General features: G+C 43.8%; 35 protein-coding genes, 1 tRNA gene and 1 pseudogene. 19 read left to right on the top strand and 18 right to left on the bottom strand.

What is annotated here, in order from left to right; all coding sequences use genetic code 11:
- Positions 1 to 170 precede the first annotated feature (170 nt).
- Genes HTH_RS02665 through HTH_RS02645 form a run of 5 tightly spaced genes read right to left on the bottom strand, consistent with a single transcriptional unit; the run spans position 171 to position 4,822 of the window.
- Complete coding sequence (locus HTH_RS02665) at positions 171 to 635, bottom strand: crossover junction endodeoxyribonuclease RuvC (RefSeq protein ID WP_012963176.1); 465 nt, start codon at positions 633 to 635, stop codon at positions 171 to 173.
- Between the two features lie 7 nt (positions 636 to 642).
- A complete protein-coding gene (locus tag HTH_RS02660) occupies positions 643 to 2,223 on the bottom strand; it encodes a UvrD-helicase domain-containing protein (RefSeq protein ID WP_012963175.1) in 1,581 nt (526 codons plus the stop codon).
- A gap of 16 nt (positions 2,224 to 2,239) precedes the next feature.
- Positions 2,240 to 4,192 carry a hypothetical protein gene (locus HTH_RS02655; RefSeq protein ID WP_012963174.1) on the bottom strand — a complete coding sequence of 651 codons (1,953 nt, stop codon included), beginning with the start codon at positions 4,190 to 4,192 and terminating at the stop codon, positions 2,240 to 2,242.
- On the bottom strand, positions 4,189 to 4,587 hold the full coding sequence (locus HTH_RS02650) for a hypothetical protein (RefSeq protein WP_012963173.1): 399 nt from the start codon (positions 4,585 to 4,587) through the stop codon (positions 4,189 to 4,191). The genes HTH_RS02655 and HTH_RS02650 overlap by 4 nt, the downstream gene beginning before the upstream one ends.
- Positions 4,574 to 4,822 carry a helix-turn-helix domain-containing protein gene (locus tag HTH_RS02645; protein ID WP_012963172.1) on the bottom strand — a complete coding sequence of 83 codons (249 nt, stop codon included), beginning with the start codon at positions 4,820 to 4,822 and terminating at the stop codon, positions 4,574 to 4,576. Before HTH_RS02645 ends, HTH_RS02650 begins: the two co-directional genes overlap by 14 nt.
- Before the next feature lie 69 nt (positions 4,823 to 4,891).
- Here HTH_RS02645 and HTH_RS02640 point away from each other — a divergent pair, with 69 nt between their 5' ends.
- Positions 4,892 to 5,554 (top strand): XRE family transcriptional regulator, encoded by a 663-nt coding sequence (locus tag HTH_RS02640; RefSeq protein ID WP_012963171.1) that lies wholly within the window; start codon positions 4,892 to 4,894, stop codon positions 5,552 to 5,554.
- A 42-nt stretch (positions 5,555 to 5,596) separates the two neighbouring features.
- Positions 5,597 to 5,752: a hypothetical protein gene (locus HTH_RS09940; RefSeq protein WP_012963170.1), complete on the top strand. Its 156-nt coding sequence runs from the start codon at positions 5,597 to 5,599 to the stop codon at positions 5,750 to 5,752.
- Between the two features lie 7 nt (positions 5,753 to 5,759).
- Here HTH_RS09940 and HTH_RS02635 read toward each other — a convergent pair whose 3' ends face one another.
- Complete coding sequence (locus tag HTH_RS02635; protein ID WP_014462562.1) at positions 5,760 to 6,005, bottom strand: hypothetical protein; 246 nt, start codon at positions 6,003 to 6,005, stop codon at positions 5,760 to 5,762.
- 130 nt (positions 6,006 to 6,135) lie between these two features.
- On the opposite strand from HTH_RS02635, the gene HTH_RS02630 reads away from it, so the two are divergent.
- From HTH_RS02630 to HTH_RS02620, 3 genes are all read left to right on the top strand, one after another.
- A complete protein-coding gene (locus tag HTH_RS02630) occupies positions 6,136 to 6,483 on the top strand; it encodes a hypothetical protein (RefSeq protein ID WP_012963168.1) in 348 nt (115 codons plus the stop codon).
- Positions 6,484 to 6,581: 98 nt separating this feature from the next.
- A complete protein-coding gene (locus HTH_RS02625; RefSeq protein WP_014462561.1) occupies positions 6,582 to 6,809 on the top strand; it encodes a hypothetical protein in 228 nt (75 codons plus the stop codon).
- On the top strand, positions 6,785 to 7,021 hold the full coding sequence (locus HTH_RS02620; protein ID WP_012963166.1) for a hypothetical protein: 237 nt from the start codon (positions 6,785 to 6,787) through the stop codon (positions 7,019 to 7,021). The genes HTH_RS02625 and HTH_RS02620 overlap by 25 nt, the downstream gene beginning before the upstream one ends.
- Before the next feature lie 50 nt (positions 7,022 to 7,071).
- Here the strand turns inward: HTH_RS02620 and HTH_RS09935 are convergent, their stop codons facing one another.
- Positions 7,072 to 7,212, bottom strand: a complete 141-nt coding sequence (locus tag HTH_RS09935; RefSeq protein WP_158298091.1) for a hypothetical protein — start codon at positions 7,210 to 7,212, stop codon at positions 7,072 to 7,074.
- 281 nt (positions 7,213 to 7,493) lie between these two features.
- Here HTH_RS09935 and HTH_RS10040 point away from each other — a divergent pair, with 281 nt between their 5' ends.
- From HTH_RS10040 to HTH_RS10195, 5 genes and pseudogenes are all read left to right on the top strand, one after another.
- Positions 7,494 to 7,673 (top strand): hypothetical protein, encoded by a 180-nt coding sequence (locus HTH_RS10040; protein WP_232500454.1) that lies wholly within the window; start codon positions 7,494 to 7,496, stop codon positions 7,671 to 7,673.
- Positions 7,674 to 7,685: 12 nt separating this feature from the next.
- On the top strand, positions 7,686 to 8,471 hold the full coding sequence (locus HTH_RS02605; RefSeq protein ID WP_012963163.1) for a RecT family recombinase: 786 nt from the start codon (positions 7,686 to 7,688) through the stop codon (positions 8,469 to 8,471).
- Complete coding sequence (locus tag HTH_RS02600; protein WP_012963162.1) at positions 8,468 to 8,668, top strand: hypothetical protein; 201 nt, start codon at positions 8,468 to 8,470, stop codon at positions 8,666 to 8,668. Before HTH_RS02605 ends, HTH_RS02600 begins: the two co-directional genes overlap by 4 nt.
- Position 8,669: 1 nt before the next feature.
- Entirely contained in the window at positions 8,670 to 8,870 is a 201-nt protein-coding gene (locus HTH_RS02595; protein WP_012963161.1) for a hypothetical protein, read from the top strand.
- Positions 8,871 to 8,930: 60 nt separating this feature from the next.
- Positions 8,931 to 9,863, top strand: a pseudogene (locus tag HTH_RS10195) (recombinase family protein); the annotation flags it as partial.
- 508 nt (positions 9,864 to 10,371) lie between these two features.
- Here the strand turns inward: HTH_RS10195 and HTH_RS02590 are convergent.
- Both HTH_RS02590 and HTH_RS09820 read right to left on the bottom strand, forming a co-directional pair.
- A tRNA-His gene (locus tag HTH_RS02590) sits at positions 10,372 to 10,444 on the bottom strand.
- 59 nt (positions 10,445 to 10,503) lie between these two features.
- On the bottom strand, positions 10,504 to 10,776 hold the full coding sequence (locus tag HTH_RS09820) for an HU family DNA-binding protein (RefSeq protein WP_012963159.1): 273 nt from the start codon (positions 10,774 to 10,776) through the stop codon (positions 10,504 to 10,506).
- A gap of 61 nt (positions 10,777 to 10,837) precedes the next feature.
- On the opposite strand from HTH_RS09820, the gene xth reads away from it, so the two are divergent.
- The 4 genes from xth to HTH_RS02565 are packed head-to-tail and all read left to right on the top strand — an operon-like array spanning position 10,838 to position 13,905.
- The gene (gene xth, locus HTH_RS02580) at positions 10,838 to 11,644 is read left to right on the top strand and encodes an exodeoxyribonuclease III (protein WP_012963158.1); all 807 of its coding nucleotides are present in this window, start codon (positions 10,838 to 10,840) and stop codon (positions 11,642 to 11,644) included.
- On the top strand, positions 11,641 to 12,066 hold the full coding sequence (locus tag HTH_RS02575; protein WP_012963157.1) for an EamA family transporter: 426 nt from the start codon (positions 11,641 to 11,643) through the stop codon (positions 12,064 to 12,066). Before xth ends, HTH_RS02575 begins: the two co-directional genes overlap by 4 nt.
- Positions 12,063 to 13,394: an apolipoprotein N-acyltransferase gene (gene lnt / locus HTH_RS02570; protein WP_012963156.1), complete on the top strand. Its 1,332-nt coding sequence runs from the start codon at positions 12,063 to 12,065 to the stop codon at positions 13,392 to 13,394. The genes HTH_RS02575 and lnt overlap by 4 nt, the downstream gene beginning before the upstream one ends.
- Complete coding sequence (locus tag HTH_RS02565; RefSeq protein WP_012963155.1) at positions 13,375 to 13,905, top strand: CDP-alcohol phosphatidyltransferase family protein; 531 nt, start codon at positions 13,375 to 13,377, stop codon at positions 13,903 to 13,905. The genes lnt and HTH_RS02565 overlap by 20 nt, the downstream gene beginning before the upstream one ends.
- Here HTH_RS02565 and HTH_RS02560 read toward each other — a convergent pair.
- The 7 genes from HTH_RS02560 to HTH_RS02530 form a co-directional block, all read right to left on the bottom strand.
- On the bottom strand, positions 13,883 to 17,218 hold the full coding sequence (locus HTH_RS02560) for a translocation/assembly module TamB domain-containing protein (RefSeq protein WP_014462560.1): 3,336 nt from the start codon (positions 17,216 to 17,218) through the stop codon (positions 13,883 to 13,885). The two genes, HTH_RS02565 and HTH_RS02560, sit on opposite strands and share 23 nt — an antisense overlap.
- Positions 17,219 to 17,286: 68 nt before the next feature.
- Positions 17,287 to 17,922: a hypothetical protein gene (locus HTH_RS02555; RefSeq protein ID WP_012963153.1), complete on the bottom strand. Its 636-nt coding sequence runs from the start codon at positions 17,920 to 17,922 to the stop codon at positions 17,287 to 17,289.
- 37 nt (positions 17,923 to 17,959) lie between these two features.
- A complete protein-coding gene (locus tag HTH_RS02550) occupies positions 17,960 to 18,901 on the bottom strand; it encodes an NAD-dependent epimerase/dehydratase family protein (RefSeq protein ID WP_012963152.1) in 942 nt (313 codons plus the stop codon).
- Complete coding sequence (gene tatC, locus HTH_RS02545; protein ID WP_012963151.1) at positions 18,898 to 19,632, bottom strand: twin-arginine translocase subunit TatC; 735 nt, start codon at positions 19,630 to 19,632, stop codon at positions 18,898 to 18,900. The genes HTH_RS02550 and tatC overlap by 4 nt, the downstream gene beginning before the upstream one ends.
- On the bottom strand, positions 19,586 to 19,882 hold the full coding sequence (locus HTH_RS02540; protein WP_012963150.1) for a twin-arginine translocase TatA/TatE family subunit: 297 nt from the start codon (positions 19,880 to 19,882) through the stop codon (positions 19,586 to 19,588). Before HTH_RS02540 ends, tatC begins: the two co-directional genes overlap by 47 nt.
- Before the next feature lie 23 nt (positions 19,883 to 19,905).
- On the bottom strand, positions 19,906 to 20,115 hold the full coding sequence (locus HTH_RS02535; protein ID WP_012963149.1) for a twin-arginine translocase TatA/TatE family subunit: 210 nt from the start codon (positions 20,113 to 20,115) through the stop codon (positions 19,906 to 19,908).
- A gap of 2 nt (positions 20,116 to 20,117) precedes the next feature.
- Complete coding sequence (locus tag HTH_RS02530; protein WP_012963148.1) at positions 20,118 to 20,294, bottom strand: twin-arginine translocase TatA/TatE family subunit; 177 nt, start codon at positions 20,292 to 20,294, stop codon at positions 20,118 to 20,120.
- A gap of 157 nt (positions 20,295 to 20,451) precedes the next feature.
- Between HTH_RS02530 and HTH_RS02525 the strand changes: the two genes are divergently transcribed.
- From HTH_RS02525 to HTH_RS02505, 5 genes are read left to right on the top strand one after another with little or no spacing between them, the layout of a single operon-like run.
- A complete protein-coding gene (locus HTH_RS02525; RefSeq protein WP_012963147.1) occupies positions 20,452 to 20,661 on the top strand; it encodes a cold-shock protein in 210 nt (69 codons plus the stop codon).
- Between the two features lie 38 nt (positions 20,662 to 20,699).
- Positions 20,700 to 21,929 carry a bifunctional folylpolyglutamate synthase/dihydrofolate synthase gene (locus tag HTH_RS02520; protein WP_012963146.1) on the top strand — a complete coding sequence of 410 codons (1,230 nt, stop codon included), beginning with the start codon at positions 20,700 to 20,702 and terminating at the stop codon, positions 21,927 to 21,929.
- Positions 21,926 to 22,486: a ribosome biogenesis GTP-binding protein YihA/YsxC gene (yihA, locus tag HTH_RS02515; RefSeq protein WP_012963145.1), complete on the top strand. Its 561-nt coding sequence runs from the start codon at positions 21,926 to 21,928 to the stop codon at positions 22,484 to 22,486. The genes HTH_RS02520 and yihA overlap by 4 nt, the downstream gene beginning before the upstream one ends.
- Positions 22,483 to 23,163 (top strand): Ni/Fe hydrogenase subunit delta, encoded by a 681-nt coding sequence (locus HTH_RS02510; protein WP_014462559.1) that lies wholly within the window; start codon positions 22,483 to 22,485, stop codon positions 23,161 to 23,163. Before yihA ends, HTH_RS02510 begins: the two co-directional genes overlap by 4 nt.
- Positions 23,154 to 24,419: a Ni/Fe hydrogenase subunit alpha gene (locus HTH_RS02505; protein ID WP_012963143.1), complete on the top strand. Its 1,266-nt coding sequence runs from the start codon at positions 23,154 to 23,156 to the stop codon at positions 24,417 to 24,419. The genes HTH_RS02510 and HTH_RS02505 overlap by 10 nt, the downstream gene beginning before the upstream one ends.
- 95 nt (positions 24,420 to 24,514) lie before the next feature.
- On the opposite strand, the gene HTH_RS02500 is transcribed toward HTH_RS02505, so the two are convergent.
- Positions 24,515 to 25,171, bottom strand: a complete 657-nt coding sequence (locus HTH_RS02500; RefSeq protein ID WP_012963142.1) for a DUF554 domain-containing protein — start codon at positions 25,169 to 25,171, stop codon at positions 24,515 to 24,517.
- On the bottom strand, positions 25,171 to 26,370 hold the full coding sequence (locus tag HTH_RS02495; protein WP_012963141.1) for a glycosyltransferase: 1,200 nt from the start codon (positions 26,368 to 26,370) through the stop codon (positions 25,171 to 25,173). The genes HTH_RS02500 and HTH_RS02495 overlap by 1 nt, the downstream gene beginning before the upstream one ends.
- Positions 26,371 to 26,404 lie beyond the last annotated feature (34 nt).

Genomic DNA, 26,404 nt, shown 5'->3' with positions numbered 1-26,404 from the left:
CTCACAACCCCCTGAAGGCACAAGGTTATCCCTCAATACTTCCAGCTCCAGCCCGTATTTGTCCCTTACTACAACCTTCACACCCCCTTCGTCTCGGACGACGGTTAAGACTTCACCTATTTTTGTATGTCTGACCCTCTGCCCACGCTTATAGAACTCCTTCAACATTGCTACCCTCCTTTTAGCAAAGCTTTCAAACTAACCACCTCAGGTAGGAGCATCATTACAGCGTCTCTGCTGTGTTCACTACCTTCCCCCAAAGCCTTTTTCCATTCCTCGCTTAGTCTATTTACTATTGTGAAATAGACCCGCTGAAATTTAGCCTTCCAGCTGTTATGAAAGACAAAGGTGGGTTTAATTTTGTGTTCATATGCAATAGCACAGATTATTCCTACCACAATTGCAGTCTTGTGTTTGCCCTTGTATCCATCTTTGTAAACTCTGTAATCCTCAATCAGGACAGTATCAGGGTTGTGCCTCTGTATAAGCTCTTTTATTTTTAAGTATATCTCCGTCAGCCTTGTTTCTTCCTTCCCTTTAAAATATACAGTTCCGTATTCTATCAGCTTATTTTCTTCCCCAACAGCATAGCCCAGAGCGGAATAACCCGGGTCTATAGTCATTATCCTACTCATATTCCCCTCACAGCAACCCTAAGTGTTCGTATGTGTAAGACTTCGCAAGCCGTAGAAGGTATAATTCCTCTTTAGCTCTTGTTATACCCACATAAAGCACTCTCCTTTCTGCCTCAGGTTCCTGCATAAAGGTTTCAACTACCTTTTTTGTTATGCGTGTATCTAAAATCACCCTGTCCGCCTCCAGCCCCTTAGCGCTGTGTATTGTCCCAACCTGTATAGCAGGGTTTAGCCATTTATGGAGGTCTTCCACCCTTTTCTCCCATTTTTTTATTACTTTGGCGTCGTGTTCCGTAAACAGTTCCTCAGGCGAACGCGTTAGTATCCAGTATGCTACCTGTCCCGCTGTGCCTGTCCACTGTCTCTTCTTTATACACTCTCCTATCTCCGCTATTAAGTGTGTCCTTATCTGCTTTTTACCCGTTAGCTTTCTTATAGCCCCCTTCAGGTAAGCAATAAGAGTTATTATGTCTTTGTCGTCAACGGGTTTGCCTTCCTTAATCCTTTTAAGCGTTCTTAGATGTGTAGCGAGAGCGGGAATGGGAACATGTTTCCCAATTTCCTTATAAGGAATATTGTAGCTATCCAAAATCTCCTTCCACTGTTCTACAAAGTAGTTATTTCGTGCAAGGAGAAGGCTTTTCTTTTCACCATTCTGCAATAAGGCAAGTGCGTCTTCCAGGCTAAAAAGTGTGTCGACCCTTCCAGTCTCATCCCTCGGCTTAAATGTTTTCGGTATTCTTTGCTTGTTAGCACTAATTACCCCTTCAGCCAATTCATGTACTCCCCTTGGTAGCCTATAGCTTACAGGCAGGACATACTCTCTATCCCCCCGTAGGTTTATCAGGTGGGTTGGAGTTGCGCCTGCAAAGGTAAAGATGGCTTGGTCGTCATCGCCGCACACAAGGACATATTTGAAGTTCTCAAACCACCGTTTTACGATTAGGTTGTGCAGGTTCCCGAGGTCTTGAAACTCATCAAGTATGAGGAGGTCCCCCTGAATAGAGAGACCCCCCTTGAAGGCTTCCGTCAGTAGTCTTGTATAGTCATACAAATCGTTGTCCCTAAGCCAGTTTATATAGTCTTTAAAGAGCAAAACAAAAGTCCTGAAAGAAACAGGACAATCTTGCTCCACCTGTTTATAAACCATCTTTGTGTGCCTTAAAGGGGCTTCCCCATCCCATGTAATCCTCGCCAAATTAAACATCTGTAAAAGCCTGTTTCCATCTTTCCCCGTTTCATAAACCGCATATTCGTTTTCCTGCCCACTTGTGTCAGGAATTTCATACTCAAAACCTTTGTTTTTAAAAAACTCAGCTATTTCTTTCTGACTTACGATGCGTGGCTTCTTTCCATCTTTTAGAAAGCTCTTGTATGCCCAAGAGTGAAGCGTTCTTATGTTCTCCTCGCCTATGTTGACCCCCTTAGAGCGAAATTTTCCTAAGAGAGCCCACTTTGTGGCTCTTGTCAGCGAAGTAGCGCATATTTTATCAGTCCTGACCTCACCGCGGCCTACAAGTTCTGCAGTTCTTTTTACCACCTGCGTCGTTTTCCCAGTTCCTGGAGGGCCTATTATCTTCTCTACCACAGCCAGTCCTCCTATCCTAAAAGTTCAGCCAACTAAGGTCGTCATCGTCTTCGTCAACCTTCTTGTCCCCCCTCTGGACACTTTGCCCACCAGTGGTAGTGTCCATACTGTCCATAGTGTCCATACCTATCTCAAATGCTTGAGTTTCAACATTTTGAATATGCCCACTTGTGGACACCACACACCCATTTTCAATGGAATTTTTTTTCATCACTTTTTTTTCGTCCTCCTCAATGGTGTCCATAGTGTCCACAAATCCATCAGCGCCCCGTGTTTCAAGGCTTTCCTTGTGGACACTACCATCTCCTTTGTAGTGTCCAGTGGTGTCCATAGTGTCCACAACCCTCCAGTCCCCTTCCGGTAGCCTCCATGCTCTTATGCGGTAGCCGTCCACATAAATCCTTTCTGGCTTGGCGCCCAGCTCCCTGAGGAGCTGAGACACCTTTTTAAGGTTTATGCGTTCAAAGGTGGGGTTTATCTTTAACCGACGCAATAGTGCGGTAAGGCTAACATATACCGTATCCCCCACCACCAGTTTTACATACCTGCTCTTGGACAGGACAAAGTCATCCATAATATCCGTTGCGGGTGCTTCCCTTATAACCCTTTGTAGTTCCTCCAATTCCCAGGGAAGCTCAGATTTATCAAACTCTTCGTCCTTTTCAGACACTTCAAACAAAGCATCTATCACCAGCTCCCAGGCTTCTTCCTGAGCCTTCGCTGGGAGTGGTGCAGGTTTATAGCCTGTGTGCGCTCCAAAAAGTCGGAGACTATATCTCCACTCTTGCAGTTTAAAGAGGCTCTCAGAGAGCTTTACAACTTCTCCTTCTCTGTTCTCCACAAAGAAATCAAAGTGGTACTCGCCGTTTATTCTGTAGCGGATAGCAGACCTTATTTTTAGCTCTTCTGTTATGTAGGCGTGCGGGTCAAAGTCCGCAAGTGCCTGCTCTTTTTGAAGTTTTTTCTTTTCCTCCGAACTCAGGACAACCTTTATGCCAGCCCTTTGTGCAAGTTCTCTTACTGCAGTTATAAAGTCCTTTTCATAGAGCTTTTGATAAATGCCTATGATGTCGTGGGCTTCTCCTGTGTGGAAGTCAACTCCCACATCTCCATCCCCATTGTGGTAAATCACAAAGGAGGGGGTTCTGTCAGGAGGGTGGAAGGGACAGGATATTCTCTCATAATACCCGTAATCTTCGCCCTCAAGTCCGAGGTCTTTAAACTTAATCCTTTTCTTTATCTCCCTTACAATCTCCTCAATATTCTTGATCTTCCCCTTGTGCCTTTCTATCTCCGCATGCCTTTCTATCTCTACATTTTGCCTTGCGTTAAACTCGGTTATTATCGCATCTACATCCAGAGACTCACAATTTTCGTTTAGCTTGAAGATGAAAGTCTCTACTTTGTACTTTGCATTGATAGTTCCTATGAGCCTCTGAGCTTGAGCGGGGTTTAAACTACTCTTGTCCACATACCTGAAGTCTTTCACCCTTTCCCGAAGCCAATCGTAAACTATCTCTATCTCGCCCCGTTCAACCCATCTGGAAAGCTCTATACAAATCAGTCCACCGCCCCCCGTATATGCTGAGAACTTTACAGCTTTCCGTATGCTTTCAGGGACGCTTTTCGCAAACTCTATGATGTAGTGTCGGACTTCCTCGGGTTTCTTTAGCGTGTGGCTCTCGGGGTCTTCAATGTCAATCAGGATAGCCTTTTGCCTCTTTATCTCCGTGTAGCCTGTTCTTTTTGCCAACCTTTTGGGTTCCCTTGTATTCGGACATATGGCAAAGTTTACTTTTTCGTTGTATTCCCTTATAAATTCCTCAAGTTCTTCAAGGGTTTCAATGTGGAGCGCATACTTGAAGTGCCTGTCTCCGTCGTCGTATATTACTTCCGCATATTCCCCCTTCGCAAACTTGACAGGAAAGAGGGTCTGCCATAAAATTTTAATTGCTTGTTCTCCTTTCATCTTTTTACCTCCTCCAAGATTTTTACCTCCTCCAAGAGCCTTTTGAACTCCCTCTCCAGCTCCGCCCTTTCCTTCACATCGTATTTGTGATCATCTATGTAGTACTTAAAGAGCTTTACAGCGAACTCTTTTATCTGGAGCGTTTTGTGAGCTTCTTCACTTACAACCTGCATAAAAACACTCGCTATTTCCGTAAACATCTCGGGGTCTCTGTGTTTTAGCCACATCAGGAATTCCAGCGTTTTGGTCAGCGGATTTTCTCTTTCTCCCGCACTCCATTGCCAGACTGTGGGGGGTTTGACTCTAAAAACCTTTGCTACCACCCTTGCGGAGTATTTCCTCACTACCTTATTTAGACTGTCTGTAAGCTTGTCCTTTAACTCACTTACTAACATCTTCCTCTCCCACATCTACATTTTTAGGCATGGATGGACACCTTAGCCTTAAATACTCTTTTAGAGCTTGTGCTACCTCTGGACGGACAAGCTTCTCTACCTTTAGCTGCCCATCAGAGGCTTTTTCAATAGCCACCGCAGTTGGCAGATCCGCCCGCCTCTTTTTATGTAGGATTTGGGAGATTGCGGAAGGAGCCTTTCCGATTTTCCTTGCCAGCTCTGTCTGTTTTACCATTATCTTGAATATATCACGATTAGTTAAGCATGTCAAGTCAAATTGTGCGTCTTGTGTGGAGGTTAACGGATGGTTAAGCTTATAGAGATGAAAGCTACGCGGCGGGGATATTTTATAGGTGAAAAACTGAAGAAGCTTTTACAAGAAAAGGGGTTATCCATATACCGCCTCGCCAAACTAACGGGGCTAACTCAGTCTGGGTTGTCCATGATTATCAACAATCAAAGAGCGGTATCCCCCGCTATACTTCGCAAAATAGCGGAAACTTTAAATATCCCTGAAGTCTACTTTATTGAGGAAGAACCCACTAAGGAATATCCACCCTCTCCCGAAGTAATAGAAAGGGAATACATAGCCATACCAATAATAACTGGGGTAGGAGCGGGCGGAGAAGTTATAACCGATGACTATACTCTCATAAAAAGGACACAGCTCCCCAAGAAAACGGTCAGCGCCTTTGAGGTGGAAGGTGATAGCATGGAGCCGACCATTCCAAAGGATTGGCTTGTCCTTGTAGACCCCACAGACTTACAGCTTTACGAGGGTGGCATATTTCTTTTTGCCAGCCAGGGCAACGGTCTATTTATCCGCAGGGTGCACAAAGTAGACAACCAGTGGGAACTCGTCCCTGATAATCGCAAATATGCACCCCAGAAACTCACCGAAGAGATTAAAGTCCTCGGCAGGGTATTGAAAAAACTCCCCAAAATAGAGCCTATGGAGGTGGAGTGATATGTCTTTCATTATAGCGGTAGTGAGTTTAATCTTCTTTATATGGAAGTCGTGGCAACCATCTTTATTTCCATTACTAACATGAAGATGTATCCCGCTTCAAGGCTTGGAAACCCAAAGCGCACTGACCTTATGGTAGAAGCTTACCTATTAGACGATTTTATTGATTATATACAGCGCCACAGAAGAACAAGATAATCCTGTTTCACCAATCCCAGTTCTTATACCCCTTCTGGTAAGGTGTCCAGATGTTTGGGTTTCTGTCGTTGTAGTCGTAGTAATTCATTACCCCATCCCTGTCTGTGTCCTTCCACAGGTTGTCGTAGTGTTTGTAGCTGTTCCCCCAGTAATCTTTGTAAGGGCGTGAGGACTTAGGAAGTCTGTAGTCATACAAGCGGTCAAGAGCAAAAGCGCCACCCAGCACTACCAGTACAAGAAGCACTTTCTTCATAACTCTACCCCCTTTGTTTAGTTTCCCCAATTTACGCCAGACCAAAGTCATGACAAGTTTCACAATTTGACTTGACAACCTTCACTATTTGTGATATATTTATACCTATCAACCCAAGGAGGTAAGAGCCATGAAGGAAGTTAAGACCATTGGAAGAAGCATGGAAGCCCTTGCAGTGTCCCTGAGGGAAAACCATGATTTCCTCAACTTTCTCAGGGGGCACGGGGTCTTAGCAGAGCGGATTCTTAACCCCCCATATCCCTTTTTAATGGACTGGTTCAGGAGATACGAAAGAGTGCAAGAGCTACTTGCTGAAGCCCGTGCGCTAAAGCTCTCGGGCTGGATTAAAAAGAGGTTAAAGACCCTTAGGGAGGAAACCAGTTATGTTGAGCTTACGAACGAGCAAATCCTTGAGCTTCTGTTTGATTTCATCGACGATTTAGAAACGGTCATATCAGCGGAGGTAGAGCGTTGCTAACAAGTCAATGCTAAAGCAATACCTAAGGAGGTAGAGATGGGTAAGAACGGGCTACCCACCCCCCTTCCCCCTTAAAAAAAATCATGGAGGTAGGAGCTATGACACTTAAAGTGGTGGAGCTAAACGCCAATAGCAGGTGCGAGTTTGACCTCTTTTATTACCGCCACCTTTGGCTCACCCCCTACCTGCTCGCGGTTCAGCAGGTAAAAGGGTGGGTTCTTTACGAGGTTCTCAAATACGAGCCTAACCTTCTCATAGTTAGAGAAATTCGCAAGCTCAAAGACCTTGAGGAGGTGGAGCAATGCTTAAGAGAATACGCAGTATAAAGGATGGCTGGGAGATGACGCTGAGCTTGTTTGCGGTCTTCGCTTCCCTGGTTGTTCTTGTTCTATCTCTCAGACTCCAGGCGGAAGCTCAACGGGTCGTAGAAGAGAACCAGTATTTAAGATACCACCTTGTACAGGTATGCAAGTACATAGACACGCTCCCGAAGAGGGAAAGGGTGGTATTTGATGTGTGTTTGGAGGTAGGAAAATGAGTGCCAAGGAAGAGTTTGAGAGAACTTGGGAAGAAGTGAACTACCCTGCATCAAAGATGCAAGGCTTCGGGTGGGTTTACACTCTCTTCTGGGTGCCTTACCACCACAGGCGGGTTCACACCGCCCCTACTCCTACCCTGCCCAAGGCGGAGATACCTTTGGGCAGATGGAGCTACTTTCAGCCCCTTCACCTTTCTACCCCACCCTTAAAGTCGTTGAACCCCTTCTCGGGAACGGTGGGGCATTTAAGCTATTTGTTAATTTACTCCACAACAGCTCTCCTGTCAACCCCTTCGGGGCGAGCTGTATCCCCGCATCATAGATACAAGGTTTTAGCTCGCAAATTTCCTATAAAGAGATGAGAGCATTAAGAAAACTTTACTTTAGGGCTGTGCGGACCGCTTGCGCCCCCACCATTGAAGAATACCGTGATTGGCGGGGTCGCAAATATACCCGTATATACTATTTTGCCTTGCCAAAGTATCTTGAAGACTTACCACACGCAAGATGGCTTGTGTCCAGCAGCAAGACCTTACGTGCCTTAGGCATTTTCAGGTTTTTTATCATAGGGTGGCTCGCAAGGAAAGAGTATCAGATAAGGCGAAACTTAAGAAGGCTTATAGTCTACAAAAAAGAAGAACTACACTTTTAAGGAGGTAAAGCCATGTTATCAAAAGCCAACACCAACACAATAGTCAGAGAGGAGGACTACAAAAAAGTCCTCCAGATGTTGAGGGTAGCCTTGCCCAGCCTTGCCAAGGTGGACGATGAGACGCTTATCACAGCGGTGGCATACGCAAGACATCTAGGATTAGATCCACTTCGGAAAGAAGTGCACTTCGTGCCATACTACAACAAAGAACTGAACAAGACAATTATCCAGCCAATTGTCAGCTACACGGAATATCTCAAGAGAGCGGAGAGGTCTGGGAAATTGAAAGGCTGGTCTTGCAAGTTCAGGAAAGAGGGAGATGAACTTGTGGCGGTTGTGGAGATAAAAAGGGTGGATTGGGAAATCCCCTTTGTTTGGGAAGTCCCTCTTTCGGAGGTCAAGAGAGACACACCGCTCTGGCAATCTCACCCCCTATTTATGCTCAAGAAAACAGCTATCGCCCAAGCCTTTCGTATGTGCTTCCCAGAAGAGACCTCACACCTCCCATACGAAGAAGCGGAATTCTGGGAAGAGCCATCTATTCCCGAACAAACACAGCCTACCAAAACAGACGTGGATACGGATACCGAAAGCGACTATATCACCGAAGCCCAGAGGAAAAGATTTTTCGCTATCGTTAAAAAGGAGCTCGGATACAGGGAAGATGCTATAAAAGAAATCCTCAAAGAACGCTTCGGTATAGAGTCTACCGCTGAGATACCTAAAGACAAATACGAAGAGATTATAGACTACTTCCGCTCCCTGTCCAAGCCGATAGAAGCGGAGGCTCAATCATGAAAGCCCTTATCCTTGACAGACGAGGCTGTGTTATTGGAAAGCTTCCAGTCCCGCTCCCCATACCCTATCGGGGCGGGTATTCGCTTCTTGAGATAAACGGATCTCTATACAGACTCACTGGAGCCTGTGAGGAAGGGTTCTTTGTAAAACCCTGGACCCTTCCAGCCCCCGCCTTTGAAAAAGAAAAGGAGGACTGACATGTATGTGAATTTCGCTATAAGGAAAATACTACAGGAACAGCTACCCGTAAACAAGTTTGAGATACTGTCCGCTAAAAGAGATAAAGACGGAGTATATAAGGTGGAGGCTCAGGACGACAGATTTATTTACTTCTTGTGTTTTCAGGTGGGAAGAGACGATGTAAAAGTCCTTTATTACGATTTTAAGGAGAGGGTATGAAAGCAAATCACAGGGGGAAACCCTCTCCCCCTCTTTATGACTTTTTGTTAAACTTTATCTATGAGTTTAAGGGGAATAGTATATGCGAGAGTTTCAACGGACAAACAAGCGGAGAGAGAAACGCCGATAGAAAGCCAGATATCTCAGTGTCTCAAATACGCTCAGGAAAAAGGAATAGAAGTTGTAGCAATATTCAAAGATGAAGGAATTTCAGGCTCAACAGACAAAAGACCTCAGTTTCAACAAGCTATAAGCTACGCAGTAAAAAATAATGTAGATTGTTTTATTGTCTTTGACACATCACGCTTTGCCAGAAACAGAGAAGATGCCATATACTACAAGAGACTGCTGCGAAAGAACGGCATAGAACTCCACTATGTGGTGACCCCTCTCCCTGACGACCCTGTATCTTCTTACCTGACCGAAGGCATCTTTGAGCTTCTTGATGAATACTACACGCTCATGATCAAGAAACACACGCTCAGAGGTATAGAGGAAAGCATTAAGAAGCGAATTTACCCGAAGAACAAGTGTCCTGTGGGTTATAAAGTTGTGAAGGGTGAAGATGGCAAGGGTCGCATATACAAAGATGAGGAAACCTCACATATCTACCTCAAAATCCTTACCCTTTTCCGCAGGGGCTTAGGCGCACTTGAAATAGCTCACTATCTCAATCGTGAGCTTGGCACCGATGAATGGAACAAGAAGAAAATCCTCAGAGTTCTCAAAAACCCACTTTACAAGGGCATCATTGAATACGGAGAAATAAAAGTTTACTTTGAAGACCTCAGATACATCTCAGACGAGGAGTGGGGAAAAATACAGAAGGAACTACAACGGAGACACAAAGAAGAAAAAGGTAGACACAAGGCAAAAATGTTTTTTGTGGGTCTTCTCAAGTGTGGACGGTGTGGTTCAGCCATGACAACACGGACAGGCAAAGGAAAAGGTGGTCTTTATTTCTATTATGTTTGCTACAACAGGCTACACCGCAAGTGTAAACAAGAAATTTTGCCAGCTCACAAAGTGGATGAGTTCCTCTCCAAGGAGATACTTGACTACATTTTAAACGAGCAAACCCTTCAAGAGCTTACCGCACGCCTGAAGGAAACCATCCAGAAGGCAAGCAACAACTTTTTAGAGAGAGAAAAAGAGCTAAGGGAGGAGAAGGAAAAGATTGAAAACCAGATAAACAACCTGATAAAAGCCATAACCGCAGGAATAGATCCGCATACAGTTAAAGACGAGTTAAACCGCCTGCAGGCTATAAAGGACAAAATATCCGCAGAACTATCCCACATAAAAAACCTGAAAACTCTAAATGTAGCTCCCAGAATAAACCCAGCTCAAGTACGCGCTGTATTTGAAGAATTAGTCGCAAGCAATGATTACCGCAGGATAAGAAGCTTTTTCAAGACCCTCATTAAAGAGATCGTTTATGACAATAAAACCTTTGATATTCAATACTCTCCTGCGTTGTTCGTAATAGAGGGAAATCAGGGGAGGGTGACGGGACTCGAACCCGCGACCCGTGGATCCACAGTCCACTGCTCTACCAGCTGAGCTACACCCTCCTTTCTATTAATTATACTTCAAAAGAAAAAGGGGGGAAATCCCCCCAGAGGAGAAGGTTTTACTTTATGGACTCTCTGAGGTCCTTAGCAGGCCTGAAGGTCACCACCTTTCTGGCGGGTATGTTGATGACAGCACCCGTCCTGGGGTTCCTCCCCTTCCTTGCCGCCCTCTTCCTAACGGTGAATATGCCAAAGCCGGGTATGGCAACCCTTTCCCCCTTCTTAAGGGATCCAGCTATGGCAGATATGGCAGATTTTAGAGCGGCATCTGCCTGCTTTTTGGTTATGCCCGCTCCCTTTGCAACAGCAGAAACAAGCTCAGCCTTTGTCATGGCCAATCCCTCCTTACAGAAGTTTTACTCGGAATATAATAATACATCAGGTCTCGTAAAGATGCAAGGAAAAGATAAGGATAACAGGAGTTTTAAGATTGCATCCTACAATGTCAACTCAATAAACACAAGGAAAGAGCTTGTCCTCTCTTGGCTTGAGAGAGACCCCGTTGATATACTGTGTCTTCAGGAACTTAAGACCACCGACGAAAACTTTCCCAAAGAAGACTTTATGAAGATGGGCTACGAGTGTTACACACACGGACAGAAGACTTACAACGGAGTAGCCATATGCTCCAGATTTCTCTTAGAAGAGGTCTTTAAAGGCATGGGAGATGCCACTTACGACCAGGAGAAGAGGGTAATAGGTGGCAGGTTTAAAGATGTATGGATTATAAACGCTTACTTCCCTCATGGTGAGTCACGCGGTGGCAGAAAGTTCTTCTGGAAGCTGGGGTTTTACGAGAAGTTTTTGAGGTTTATAACAGAAAGCTTTAGTCCCAACGACAAGATAGTACTTGTGGGTGATATGAATGTAGCCATGGAGGATATTGATGTTTACGACCCTGTGCTTCTTAAAGACACCATAGGTACCATGAAGGAGGAGAGAGATGCATTAAAGAAGCTCATCTCGTGGGGGTTTGTGGATGCCTTCAGATACCTTTACCCTGAGAAAAGGCAGTTTACTTGGTGGGATTACATAGGTGGCATGGTTTGGAAAGACCAAGGTATGAGAATAGACTACATACTCATCACAAAACCTCTGCTAGCTTACCTCAGGGATGTCTATGTGGACATGTGGCCAAGAAAGAGGAGAAATCCAAAGCCTTCTGACCACGCACCAATTGTAGGAGTGTTTGAATTATGAAGGCTATCCTTCTTACCATCAGCGCCAGCTTAGTTTGGGGTTTTGCTCCCTCACTTTTTAAGATGGTGCTAAAAGAAGGAATACCCCCCTCGGTGGCTCTGATCTTTCACAACCTTTCCGCTTTTATCATTGCAACGCTTATAACGGCAATTTTAGGTGAGAGGATATTCATAAGTCCCAAGTACTTGATGCTTACCTTTCTGGGAGGCTTTCTCTCTGGTTTTTTGGGACTTTATCTTTTCTTTTTAGCTTTGCGTCATGGGGATGTTTCGGTTGTTTCGCCCATTGCTTCCACATCACCCCTTTGGAGCGCTGTATTTGCCTGGCTTCTTTTGGGTGAAAAGCTTAGCTTCACCAAACTCTTAGGTATAGCTCTCATAATAATTGGTGTATCACTGCTTTCTGTCTCCTTTAAAAGATGAAGAGATCTTTGCTTGCTATCTTGAATGGTATCTTGCTATACCTCCCCTTCTCCTCTTACAACCTCTGGTTTCTTATCTTTCCAGGTATTTTTATGCTCCTGAGACGCCCCAACCAGATGCACTATCTTCTGACAGGCTTTACCTTTTTCTTTCTGTCTCTTAGATGCGTCAACATCGCCAGCATAGAGTACGGGGACATAAACCCCTTCTTGGCATATACCCTATTTGCACTCTTCTGTCTTTTCTTAACCATTTACCAGATGAACCTGCCCCTTTACATGTGGAAAAAAATGGGTGGAAGGCTCTGGCTTCTGCCCGTACTTTACACTCTCTTTGAAGTGGCAAGGTCGTATGTACCTTACGGTGGATTTCCGTGGCTCATTGTTGGTGAAACATCAGTAAACTTCCCAGCAGTTAAGTACTCGCTTCGCTTCCTTACAGTTTATGGTGGAAGCTTGCTCATCTGGTACATCACTTATCTTGCTTTTAAAAGAAGATTCTTGGCTCTTTTAGCTCTTTTGTCTTTTAGCTTTCTTTTGGGGCTTTCCGCAAAGCAACAAATCCTAAAAGCTCTTGAAGATGCTAAGATCTTAAAGGTAGCCTTATTACAAACAGCAGTGCCTCAGCAGGATAAACTGAGCGATAAGAAGTTTAGAGAATACACAGATGAGATGCTTTCCATGGTTTCGCAGGCAGTTAAAGAAAAGCCTGACCTTGTGGTGCTTCCTGAGTCAGCCTTTGCCTTCTTTTTTTCTGATGAGTTTGACAGAGGCAGGCAAGAGCTATTTGAACTGAGCTACCAGGCACCCATCTTAGTAGGTCTTGTAGACATAAGAGAAGGACTAAAGCCTTACAACTCCGCTTATTTAGTAGCAGATGGTCAGCTTGTTGGATACTACGACAAGATAAGACTTCTCCCTATAGGAGAGTACATGCCTTTTCCCTTTGGGTTCTTGAAGGATGTTTTTTCTGCCATAAGCGGGCTTGATTATGTGCCTGGAACTCAAAAGCGTCCCATTGTCTACAAAAACATCCAAGTGGCTACTCCCATATGCTTTGAGATTGCTTACTGGGATCTCGTAAAAGAGCTATCTAAGAAGGCTAATCTCGTGGCGGTGCTTACCAACGACGGGTGGTTCAACCACAGTGATTGCAGCTATCAACACTTTATGTGGGCTAAAGTAAGAGCGATAGAAAATGGAAAGTTCATCCTCTGGGTAAACAACTCAGGAGATACCGCCGTTATAAACCCCTTTGGAGAGGTTGTAAAAAAGATGCCTTACATGAAAAGGGGTATCCTTATAGAATATGTTAGGCTTTTACCGTAATCTTCCCAATATACTGTCCCTTTTGAGGCTTTTTCTATCACCCCTTTTGCTCTCTGCAGACAAAAATCTTCTTCCTTATCTTTTTTCCATCTTGGCTCTCACAGATGCACTTGATGGCTTTTTGGCAAGAAGGTTTAAAAGAGAAACCCAGCTGGGAAGGATATTAGATCCTTTGGCGGACAAGGTACTTTTGCTTACAGCTCTGTTTGTATGCACCTTTGAGCTTAAAAATATGCCTCAGATCCTGCTTTTTAGCTTATTGGCAAGAGATGTTTTTATCCTTTTGGGGGCAAGTGTTATATATCTGAAACTTAAAAAAGTGCCAAAGCCCAGCCTTTGGGGAAAGATAACCACAACGGTAGTAGCCCTAAGTGTCCTCTTGTGCATGTTTTTGCACTCACCTTTTATTAATTTTCTTTTATCCAGTCTTTGCCTACTTTTTATCATCATCTCTTGGATAGATTATGCAGTAAAAGGGATTAAGACATTTAAAAATCAAACTTCTTCCTAAATCTCACCTTATACTCTTGAGCATTGTTAGAGTATACCTTTACCCCTACGGATGTGTTGGGTGTTATCTTTACATTGGCTCCTCCGTAGGTTTCTTTTGGGTCTTTAAGGGTACTTTGTTGGTATTCTATGTTGAGTCTGTTAGTAATATCCTTTGAAACTTTGGTGTTTACAGCTGCTTCACCTGTAGGGCTTGTTGTGGGTGAGATGTTTACTCTCACATCTGTACCTATGGCTTTTTCTACACCTTGTAAAAGCTTGCTAAACTCGGGAAACTGAGCTACAAGAGCAGAGGATAGGGAGAACATACCCTCACCTGCAGGTCCGCCAAGGATGAGTGATGTGAGAACTTCTCTTGTATCCCTTGGAGGCTCCGATCTCACAAAGGCTTTAGGATTGCCTGCGTCTCCCTTAATACCTATTATTATGTTGTAATCTGGTGTTGGTGCCATCATAGTAAGGTCAAGAGTTGTTCTCTCAGGACTCATCAAAAGCGTTCCCTCCCTAACATGAAACTCTCTGTTAAAGTACTCCAGGCTACCACCCACAAGGCTTAGCTTTACACGGTAATCGGGCTTGTAGAGACTTCCCTTTATTTGACCATCTGCATAAGAGTATATATAACCTTCTGGCAGGCTGATCCTGAGTGGCTCAGCTGTGGAGAGCTTTATGTCCAAGTCTATCAGCTTGTATCCTTCGGGCTTTTCCTGAATTTTCCTCGCTATATTCTTGATGATGAGATTTCCGCTAAGGTCAACATCCGCCTTTATACGCACTTTCCTGTAATCTGTAGTAATTTCACCGTTAGCTTTTGCAAAACCGTTAAATCTTACGCTCTCCGACCTGAAGAGAATAGGAAGACGCTGTGTAGCCAGCTTTACGCTGAGGAGTTTATCATCACCTACCACCTGAGCCTTTAAATCCGCATCATCACCCTTGAGGTTAGCAAAGCCTTCCCATACTTTCCCATTGTAAAGGGCATAAACTCTACCCTTGAGAGGCACAGCTAAAAAGCGCGACCTGACCTCTATATCTTGCGCAGAAAAGACCCTGATCCTGAAAAACTTTCCTTCCTTTTGGAGAGTATAACTGATTTCACCCTTAGCGTAGGTAAAAACTCTGCTCTTTATGAGGTTTGAGAGCTTTTCTAGGTCCAAAACCCCCTGCGAGCTTATACTCAAACCACTCTCCCCATAAGAGACCTCCGCTTTCCCCCTCAAACCTCCAGATAGTGAAAGTGGCAATAAAAAGCTCCTGTCCTTTATACTAAGTTGCCCGCTGGAGCTTTGCACAGTAAGGAGTCTTTCCGAATTTATGCTCAGGGTAATGTCTCCAAGCTTAAGTATTCCCTTATCTTCGGTGCCTTCCAAAAAGCTATCTGCCAGACTTACGCTAAGTAGCCCCACCTTTGTAGAAAAGCCCTTTACAAAACCTCTGAGCTTTCCCGACTCTCTTGTGAGGCTCGCCCTCAGGGGAAAGTTGTAGCCCTTGTAAGAACCTTGACCCGACAATTGTGCAGAAAAGCCCTCCTTCCTTCCGTGCAATGTGTAATGCGCTTTTGCAGAATAATCTCCCTCCTCAATACTCAGCTCTCCTGATGAGGAAAAACTGCTGTCTGAAAGGCTATACTCCACTCTCCCTTTGGCATACTTGGAGGAGTATTCAGCACTGATGAGACTCTTCCTCACTCGCCCTTTTATATCTACTTGATTCACATGCAAGTCTCCTCTTCTTATGTCTTGCAGATGTGCTGAAAAAGTGCCATGCCAGTCTCCTCCTTTAGTTAAGTCCACCCCCGCCCTTACAAGAGCGCTTACCTCATCTTTTGTCAATAAAGCCTCTCCACCGCCGGTTATCTGGGTCTGTGCAGGTGAGATTTTTAGCGCAAATCCTCCCACCAGATTATCCACCTTAAGGTTGGTATAGTTCATAGAAAAACCTTTAAAAAGCACTGTGCCTGCAAAAACTCTCTCTTTGATGGACCCCTTTCCTTCTCCACCAAAACCTATGCCAGAAAAAACGATACCGTAATTATCATCTGCAAGGTTTATGTTAAAGGTGATGTCTCCGGGTGATACATCCCTGTAAATGGGTTTTATAAGCTTTCCGCTGCCGTATGCGTGAAAGACCCCCTCTCTGTAGCTTACGCTTCCCAAATAGTTTATATAAGCAGAAAAGCCTTCGTAAGTGTAAGGAAGCATGTAAACAGAAAGATCCCCTTCAAAATCCTTTTTGGAGAAGTAACCCGATAGGATTATCTTGGCAGGATCATTCACAGAAAGATAAATCTTCCCTGCATTTTTTGAGTAATCAAGGGAAAGCTCCACATTTATTCCCCTGAAGCTTTGCTCAAGAAAGAAAAGATTTTCAGAAAAGCCCTTCAAAGAGAGTTCCTTTCTGGTAGGGTAAAGGGTCAGAGACCCCCAAAGCGCCAGACGAAAGGGTGTATCAATCCTCAGAAGATGGTTATCTAAGGGGACATTTTTAAAGTTTGCATAAAGTATGTCATCTGGATGAATTCTGTAGTCTATGCTTACGAAACTTTCTCCTGCTGTGAAACTTCCCCTTATTCTCTCCTCCTTCCCAAAAGTATATGTATACTCCCCTCTCCCACTTAGACTGCCCATATTTCTTCCTTTTATTTCAAGGAGGTCTGTCTCTACAGAAAAATCCACTTTTAAGGATGTGTAGGTCAATTTTCCTTTACCCTGCACTTTTAAAACCGGCACTTTAAAGTTCTCGCTTTCGTATCCTTTTATAAAACCATTAGCATAAAAATTTCCCTCTTTGCCCCTCCATTCTCCACGACCGTAAAAGGTGTATGAGGTAGCTGTGACAATAACATCATCAGCGTAAAATATCCCTCCTTTAGCGTGAGCCTCTTTTAAAAGTACATAAAGCTGGTGTGTTGAGTTTCCCTTCATGTAAAAGACGCGGGACCACTCATGAGAAGTTATATTACCTCTCTCAAGTTTGGTGTCTCCCACAAAAACTGTGATACTTTCCTTTAATGGCAGTGTGTTTATAGACACATACACCTTTCCGGCGCGAGCTTTTACTTTTTCAGATAGCTTTACAAGATGGGTAAAGTCGTAATCAAAGGGTTCTTTGGACACCTCTTTGCTCACCTCAATCACGCTAACACTACCTGCATAGATCCCCTCCGGACCTAGACTAACGGATTTAGCACCTATAAACAAAGTTCTCCCTTTTGAGCTCGGCACAAAAAGGAGGAAACTCTCAACGCCTATCTTTTTTCCCTTTGCGTCAATGTAAAATCCCCTTAACTCTACCTGAATCCCCCTCAAGAGCATATAGGGTTTTACAAAGGAAAAGTAGAGAAACAGAAGAAATAATAGGATGTATCCTATATATCTCAAATTTACTCAATACCATGCATCTTAAGATTTTCCTTTATTTTGTGTAAAAGCTCAGCAGGGTCTTTTATAGGATACTCCAGCTCAGAGATAACATCCTGGGCAGGTCTTCCCTTTATGTAAACGCCTGAGAGTCTCTCTTTTACCTCCTCTGCAGACTTTATGGGAAAGTCCACACCTTTTAGCCTTCTAAGTGTCATGTATGCCCAAGGTATATCAAGAGCATAAGCTATCCTTTCACAGTACTCTACAAACAATCTGGATTCCTCATGCCCTTCCTTTATGAGTTTGTAAGCCAATTTGGCAAGTCCTCCTGCGGTGTGCACTTTCATCTCCTTCTTCTCTTCTTCTACCAGCTCTTCAAGCCTCCTTATCTTCTCCATAGTTATGGTGGGATCAGCTCTTAGTATGTTTCTGACTGTCTGCCCTGTGAGTCCGACGATTTGGGCTATCTCCTGCTCCGTTTTGAAGTACTCTTCTCTCAGCACCACTGCATAGGCAGCCCTTACCAAAGACGGGAGCCATGTAAGAGTCCTGTACTCCACCAGCTTGGAAAAACCACCCAGAAGCTCAATGGCTTTCAAAAAAACCCTTGAAACTAAGGCTTCCAGATCCTGCTCCACAGGCTTTACTTCTATCATGTTTCCCTCCTTGCAGTTAAATTATACTACCATACCATTATGTGATCATTAAATTCTTAAACTCTTTCAGACTCCATAGAAGGCTCTCTTGGTATGGTATGGGTGCTTTTTGGCAGACTTTTTGCACCCCCTGACTTTCTACCTCTGGGTCAAGCCCGCAGATGTTATCTCTCCACATCATAAGCATCTGGTCAGAGCTAAAGGGTGGAGGCTCCATTATCCTCTCTATCAGCAATCCACCCAGGTACATGAGAGCCTTTGGCATGGGCAAAAGAAGGACCTTTCTGTTCCAGTATGAGAATACATCCTCAAGTAGCTTTTTAAAGCTTACTTTTTTATCTCCACATACTTCGTAGATTTTCCCGTTAGTTTCCTCACTTTTTATGGCTTTTAGGAAACAGCACACTACATCCCTTACATCCACAGGCTGGAAAAGGTAATGACCACCCGAAGGGAGAGCTATTACCCGCAGGTAGCGAGTTATACTCCACATGTCAAAAAAGAGCCTTTGCTCTGGTCCAAGTATGATGGAAGGCCTGAATATAGTGTAGTTAAGACCTGTCTTTATAAGCTCCTGCTCCGTCTGGTACTTGGTTTTGTGATAAGAAGATGGTGCGTTTTTGTGGGTCCCTAAGGCGCTCATGTGAAGGACCTTCTTTATATCAAACTCTTTAGCCACTTGGTACAGGTTTTTTGAATAAATGTAGTGGACTTTATGGAAGGTAATGCCTTTACTTTTCTCCTCATAAAGTATCCCTATGAGGTGAATAAGATAATCAGGTTTGAAGTCTTCAAAAGCTTTTCTTATAGAAGCCTTGTCTTCAAAGTTTCCCTCGTAGCCTTTGACTTTTTCACCGTATAGGCGACGAAGCTTATCAAGGTTTCTAACTATTGATGCAACTTCAAAGCCTTCATTCAGCAAAGCCTTTACCATGTATCTTCCCACAAAACCGGTACTGCCTGTGATAAGCACTTTCATTCTTGAGCTACCTCTATCGCCTTTGTCTTACTCTTCTTTTTGGTAAGTTTTCCAAGCAGTATGGATATCTCGTAAAGCAGAAGAAGAGGTATAGCCATAAGTACCTGGGTGGTGACATCCGGAGCTATCAGAGCGCCCACTGTGAAGGCTATCACTATGAAGTACTTTCTGAAGCTTTTTAACTGCTCTTCTGTGACTATTCCAGCCCTCTGCAGGAGGTAAAGCACGATAGGCATCTCAAAGGCTAAACCAAACCCGACTATCATCTTAAGCAGGAAGGAAACATACAAATTTACAGAAAGAAAAGGTGTTGCCTGAAGTTGAGAAAAACCTATGCCTATGAGAAACTTGAGAGCTATGGGAAGTACTGCAAAGTATGCAAAGCTACCACCAAGAAGAAAAAGTATTATGGAAAAGAATGTTATTGGCAGTATGAGTTTCTTTTCGTTAGGATACATGGCAGGTTCCACAAATCTCCAAATCTGGTAAAGCACTACTGGAGATGCAAGTATGAGACCAAACACTAAGGAAATTTTAATAAGGATAAATAGAGGTTCGGTGGGGGAAAGCGTTATCAGTTGCACCTTAGGATAAGACCTTTTGATAGGTTCTTTAAGGACCTCAAAGATGTAACTGGCGAAGTAAAAGGATGCTCCGGTACCTACAAGGAGAGCCAGTATAGACTTAATCAGTCTGCTTCTGAGTTCCCTCAGATGTTCTGTCAGAGGCATCTTGGGTAGTTCCTGTGGTTCCATCTTCCTTCACCTCATGAGTTGCTTCTTCTGTGCTTTGTATTTCCTCTTGCTCCTCCAACACCTTTTTGTTTATGTTCTCTACGTACATCTGGTATCTTAATTCGTCCCATGTCTCCCTTATTTTTCTCAAAAGTTCTCCCATCTTTGTAGCAAGTTCCATCATCTTTTCCGGTCCAAGAAATATAAAAGCTACAAGAAGTATAAGCGCTATTTCAGGAAAGTCCATAGTAATAGTTTAACAGAAAAGGGTCAAGCCTTTTTCTCTTCTTTGTCCAGCTCTTGAGCTTTGACTTCTTTGGCTTTCTTCTCTTCCTCCGTTTCTCCTGAGAGAGCCTTTTTGAAGTTCCTTATGCCTTCACCCAGAGCCTTACCAGCTTCAGGCAGGCGAGATGCACCAAAAAGCAGAAAGATAATGGCGAGGATCACTATAAGTTCTGGCAGTGTAGGCGTATGAAACATACTTAACCTCCTTCTTTTTCGGGTACCTTCTTCTGCTCCTCTTCTCCTGACAGAGCTTTCTTGAAGTTCCTTATACCCTCGCCAAGTCCTTTACCCAGTTCGGGCAGTCTACTTGCTCCAAATATTACAAACACTACCAAAAGTATGAGTATGAGTTGCCAAGGCAGTGGAAAGTGCATACGCTTCACCTCCTTATCTTTATTATAGGCTCATACTTGACAAAAACAAGTAGGCAGTTTATTATTATAACTCAGGAGTTTAAGTACGCAGAAGGGAGGGCGCCTTACCTTCGGTGCTGAAGCTCCATAACTTAGTTTTAAGGAGGTTTTTAGTTCCATGGCACTCAAAGGTACTGTAAAGTGGTTTAGTAAGGAGAAGGGTTATGGTTTCATAACCCGTGATGACAATCAGGGGGACGTTTTCGTCCATTTCTCAGCCATTCAGCAGAGAGGTTTTAAGACCTTGGAGCAGGGGCAGAGAGTAGAGTTTGAAATAGAGGAGGACTCTAAGGGACCCAGAGCCAAGAATGTAAGACCCATCAGCTAACCCAAAAGCCCCCTTCTGGGGGCTTATAATTTTTCTTTATGCTTCTGTACAATCTTTACAGAGGGAAAGATTATCATATAGTTCCAACTCTTGAGAGAATACAGAAGGCTTCTCAGTTTCTGGGTTTGGAGAGATTACCTTACACATCCCTTCAGGTAGGGGGTACCAACGGAAAAGGTTCCACCTGCGCCTTCTCGGAGATGATCCTAAGACAGCACGGATATAAAACAGGTTGGTTTGTATCTCCACACTTGGTGGAAGAAGAGGAAAGATGGAGGATAAATGGTGAGAAGATGCCTTCCGAGGTGCTTGAGGAATATGTAAGGGAACTTAAACCCATCTTTGAGAAGTTTGAGCTAACATACTTTGAAGCCTGCACGCTGATAGCTCTTGAATACTTCAAAGACCAAAAGGTGGATGTGGCTGTCTTTGAGGTGGGGATGGGAGGAAGGTGGGATGCCACAAGAGTATGCAATCCTTCTGTGTGTGTTATTACCAACGTGGAAAGGGACCACACTAAGTGGCTGGGCAGAGATGTAGAGAGCAGAGCTGTTGAAAAGCTGGGCATATACAGAAAGGGCTTTCCTCTTGTGCTGGGAAGTATGAAGTTCCCCCTTTACAGTAAGGCGCTGGACCTTTGCGATGATAGGGACCTTATAGTGGGAGGCATAGACTTTTTCTCTTACGGTAGAGTAAGCAGGTATGAGACGCTCTTAGAGCACTACGAGTGGAAGGATATACGCTTGGAAAATGTGCCTTTGGGACTTTGGGGAAAGTGGCAGATAGGCAATGCCAGTTTAGCCATCACAGCTGCATCATGTCTTATAAAACCTGACCTGAAAAGGTTAAAGCAAGCTTTGCAAAACACCCGCTGGGAGGGAAGAATGGAGATAGTCAGAAGAGAGCCACTTCTTGTGCTGGATGGTGCTCACAACACCGACAGTATAAAGAAGGTGGTCAGAGAGGTAAAAAGGTACATGGGAAGCCTTACACCCGTATTTACAGGTCTTAAAGAGAAGGAGTGGCGCGAAAGCATGCACTTTTTGAGAGAGCTTTCGCATCGCATATATCTTGTTCAGATCAAACATCACAGAGGAGAAGACCTTTTGGAGCTTGAGAGTTATGCCAAGAAGGTAGGCTTTGAGGAAGTTATGCTCCTCTCCTCATCCGAAGATGTTCTTTGCCTTGAGGAGGATATTATTGTGATAGGCTCTCTCTATCTTGTGGGTGAGGTAAAGCAGGCTCTAAAAAAGGTGAAAAAATCATGAAGGTGGAGTTTTTAGGCTCATACAGGGAAGATCTCCCCAAAGACCACTTTAAAGAAGTGGTGTTTGTAGGAAGGTCTAATGTGGGTAAGTCCTCTTTAATAAACATGCTGGTGGGCGAACCTGTAGCAAGGGTGAGTAAAGAACCGGGTAGAACAAGGTCCATAAACGCCTTCCTTTTGGAAGGACGTATAAAGCTCGTTGATGTACCGGGCTATGGTTTTGCAAAGGTTTCAAAAGCAGAGAGGGAAAGCTGGAAAAGGCTCATAGAAAGCTACTTCAGAGAGAGGAGACAAAACATTAGGTGCGTATTTGTATTAATTGACAGCAAGGTGGGACCTACAGACCTTGATAAGCTCATGATAGAGTGGCTAAGGCATATAAATATACCTTACAAGGTAGTGCTAACAAAAACAGACAAGGCATCACAAAAAGAGCTTTCCAAAAGCTTGGAGCTTCTTAAGGTAGTTGGTGTAAATGAAGTTATAATTACTTCAGCTAAGGAAGGGAAAGGGAAAAAGGAACTTTACAGGAGTATTTTGGAGGTTGTAGAAGGTTGAAAATAGGCGTTTTTAAGTTTTCATCGTGCGATGGTTGTCAGATAGTCTTCTTTGAGCTTGAACATATGCTGAGGTATTTGGAGAAACTTCAAGTGCTATACTTCCTTGAGGCTCAAAGTGAGAACCATTATGGAGAGTTTGATATCTCCTTTGTTGAAGGTTCTGTATCCAACAGAGAGGATGAGGAGAGGATTTTGGACATAAGAAGGCGATCAGGTATGCTTGTAGCTATAGGTGCTTGTGCCATATCCGGTGGAGTGCAAAGCGCTGGAAATTTTGAAGGTATTATAAAGTCAGAGCCAATTGATGCTTTTGTAAAGGTCGATTACCAACTCCCTGGATGCCCAATTAATAAGGAGATTTTAGAAAACTTCCTCAAAAGCATCCTACACGGTAAAAGTCCATATGTGCCAGAGTATCCAGTATGCCTTGAGTGTAAGAGAAGAGGAGCTGTTTGCATCACGGTTGCAAAGGGTGAGGTGTGTCTTGGACCTATTACAAGGGCAGGTTGCGGTGCCATATGCCCTTCCTTTGAGAGGGGATGTTATGGATGTTATGGACCAGTGCATAAACCTAACTTGGAGAGTTTTTTAGCATACTTTCCTCAGGCTTATCAGACCATTAAACTAAGCGCCAACGCTTACAATAAGATATATAGAGAGAAGCTATGGAAGTGAAGATAAAAGCTCTTACAAGAGTAGAAGGGGAAGGTGCGCTGGATATTGTGCTGGACAAGGACCAGATTAAGGACCTCAAGCTCAGAATATACGAGCCACCCAGATACTTTGAGGAGATTTTGAGGGGAAAGCCTTACCATTTCATACCCGATGTGACTGCACGCATATGCGGTATATGTCCGGTAGCTTATCAGATGAGTGGAGTTCAAGCTGTAGAAGATGCCTTTGGGATAGAAGTGCCCGAGGACATACTGCTTCTGAGAAGACTTATGTATTATGGAGAGTGGATACAGAGCCATGCTATACACATATTCTTCTTACACTTACCAGACTTCTATGGTGTTTCATCCATAGCTCAGCTTGCAAAGGTAGATAGAGAGCTTGTACAAGGCGGACTGAGATTAAGAGAAGTAGGTTCAAAGATAATTCAGATGCTGGGAGGTAGGACATCTCATCCTGTCTCCGTCACGGTTGGAGGATTTCATTCTCTACCGGAGCATCCAAGCGTCAGTTGCAAGGACATAGAGGAAGCCATAGACATATGCTACAGACTACTTGAAAAGCTAAAACATTTAAAGTTTCCCCATTTTGAACTGAAAAACATCCTTTTTGTATCACTAACAGATGAAGATTATCCCATACTCAGTGGGGACATACTCACGAGTGAAGGAGAGGTTATAAACAAAAAGGAGTTCAAAGAATACTTTGTGGAGTATGCTGTGCATTACTCAACAGCTAAGCATGCAAGGACAAAAGGAGGGTCTATCTATGTGGTGGGTCCCTTGGCGAGGTTTAACAACAATTACCAGAAGCTAAGCCCACTTGCTACAGAATACGCACATAAGCTTCCTATAAAGTTTCCTGAGCTTAACCCTTACAAAAGCATCCTTATAAGGATGGTGGAGATCCTCCATAGCCTTGAAAGATCCCATCAGATAATCAGAGATTATAAAAAACCTGAAGTTATCAAAGTAAGCTATCAGGTAAAAGCTGGCGAAGGCTTTGGTGTTAGCGAAGCGCCAAGAGGTATCCTCTGGCATAGCTATCAATTTGACCAGCAAGGAAACATCTTAAAAGCGGATATAGTACCCCCCACATCCCAAAATCAAGATGCCATGGAGCACTCTTTAAAAGAGAGATGTAATCAACTCAAAAAGGAGGAGAGCATAATAAGAGAAGAGGCGGAAAAGCTCATAAGGAGCTTTGACCCTTGCATATCCTGTGCCACTCACTTTCTAAAGGTAAATATAATCTAGCTTTACCAGCGCAGGCGTTATAATTGTGGAAAGGAGGGAATGGAATGAAAAAAGGTACTTCAGCTACTTAGACGCAGGAGATTTCGGCGTGGGTCTTACACCAACAAGCTTATAAAAAGTGAAGGAAAGAAGTTAAGTACCTTTATCCTTTCCAAAAGACCCAGTATTTTTGCACCAGTTAAAAGCATGAGACCACCACCTACAAAAAGGGCGTTGGACATAGAGTCTTTTGGCAAAAAGCTACCCAAGTAAAAAGCCAGCATAGTAAGGGAACCTTGAAATATGAGAACAAAGAAGGCGGAAAAGGCAACGCTCTTGCCCAGGGAGGAGGAGAGGATAATGGAAGAAAAACCGTCCATAAAAGCCTTTGACAGTATTAGTGTGCTGTCACCTTTTGTACCCTCAAGTATACACCCCAAAAGCGTCATAGGTCCTACAGTAAAAAGCACGGATGCGCTTACAAAACCGCTTAAAGAATCACCTCCTCTATTTTTTAAAAGCTCGTGAAGGCTCTCCTCTATTTTTGCCAGATGCCCCAGTGCAGAACCTATGAGGATTGTAAAAAACACTTTGAGGGTTTCTGGCTTGTTTTCGTAAAGGAGCTTTACACCCAGCATAAGGGTAAAGAGTCCTATGGCATTTATGGCACCATCCTTCAGACTGGTGGGTATGTATCTGGAAGCTCTTAAGCCTACGAAAGAGCCTAAAAGTATGAGGGAGGCATTTACCAGAGTGCCAAAGCCCGGAAACATCACTCAGAGGATTTTTTGACACCTTCAAGGATCTGTTCAAATACACTTATAAGAAAATCTCCTCTATCCTCGGGAGTAAATTTCTGCAACACCTTCTGCCTTACCGACTGACCTATTGAAAGAGCCTCGTCAGGATGTTCAAGGTAGTAAAGGATCTTCTCCTCAATGTCAGCTCTGTCAAGGGGTAGGTAAGTAATACACTCGCTACCCGGTGTCAAAAAGCCCTGAAGAGTCATTCTGTAGTCTATTAGGGGAGCACAGCCCATAAAGCCCACTTCAAGAGGTGTAAAGCCTATACCAGATGGGACACTGAAGGGAAAACTCAAAATAGCCATGTAGGACCTGCCCAGCACTTCAAGAAAGTCCTCGTATGAGCTGGTTGGCAGGATCTCGTGCCCTTCTCTTAGCTCACCCTGAAACTCACCAACTATCTTGAGGTCAATACCGTCAAGAAAACTGAGTAAATACCATCTCTTCTTTGAAGTAGCATATATGGAAATGTCGTTGAGAAGTCTAAGATACTCCTCTGGCTTTTCGTTTCGCCACTTGTTTATCTCTTCCTGAAGGTTCTGGTGAAACATAGAGAGTATGTACTCGGAAGCAACATGCACGGATACCTCTGGGTTTCTAAACATAAATTCAGCCACTTCAAAGAAGAAGGGTATAAGGTGCTCTTGAAGGTTATTTATCACCTGCTTTGCCAACACTTCTGGGTCGGATACAGGACCCACAAAGACCACCTCTATGTCCTTTTCACCTTGTGGTTCTCTCATAAATTCCCTTTCCACAAAGGGAGTTATGTAGAAAAGCCCCTTATTTATACCAAGCATCCTTAAACTGTCCATATACTTAAGGTCGCACAAAACAGGTAAGAAATTGTTGGCAGTTCTCATGTCCAGCAAAGTAGGAAAGTAAAGGAGTGGGTCATCTGTAAAAATGCTCACATGGACAAATCCAAAAGCATCGCAGATGGGTATCCTCTCCTCACCTTGCTGACCAACTATCACTCCTGTCGCATTAACATCCAAAGAGAAGGTGGGAGAAAACTCAAGCATCTGATTAACAGTTTGCTGTATGTCTCCGTTGGTGAGGTCAAACTCTTTTACTTGCAGTCCTTTGTTTTGAAAGTGCCTCAAAAGTGCCAATATGTGCCTGTTGGGTCCTGTCTCGTTGCCTGTTTTAAGAAAGGCTATTTTCATGGCATTAAAATTATACTATACTACAGTGTAGGAA

Origin of the sequence: Hydrogenobacter thermophilus TK-6, from assembly GCF_000010785.1 — a bacterium.
Classification (GTDB): Bacteria; Aquificota; Aquificia; order Aquificales; family Aquificaceae; genus Hydrogenobacter; species Hydrogenobacter thermophilus.
This window is presented reverse-complemented; position numbering and strand designations above follow the sequence as displayed.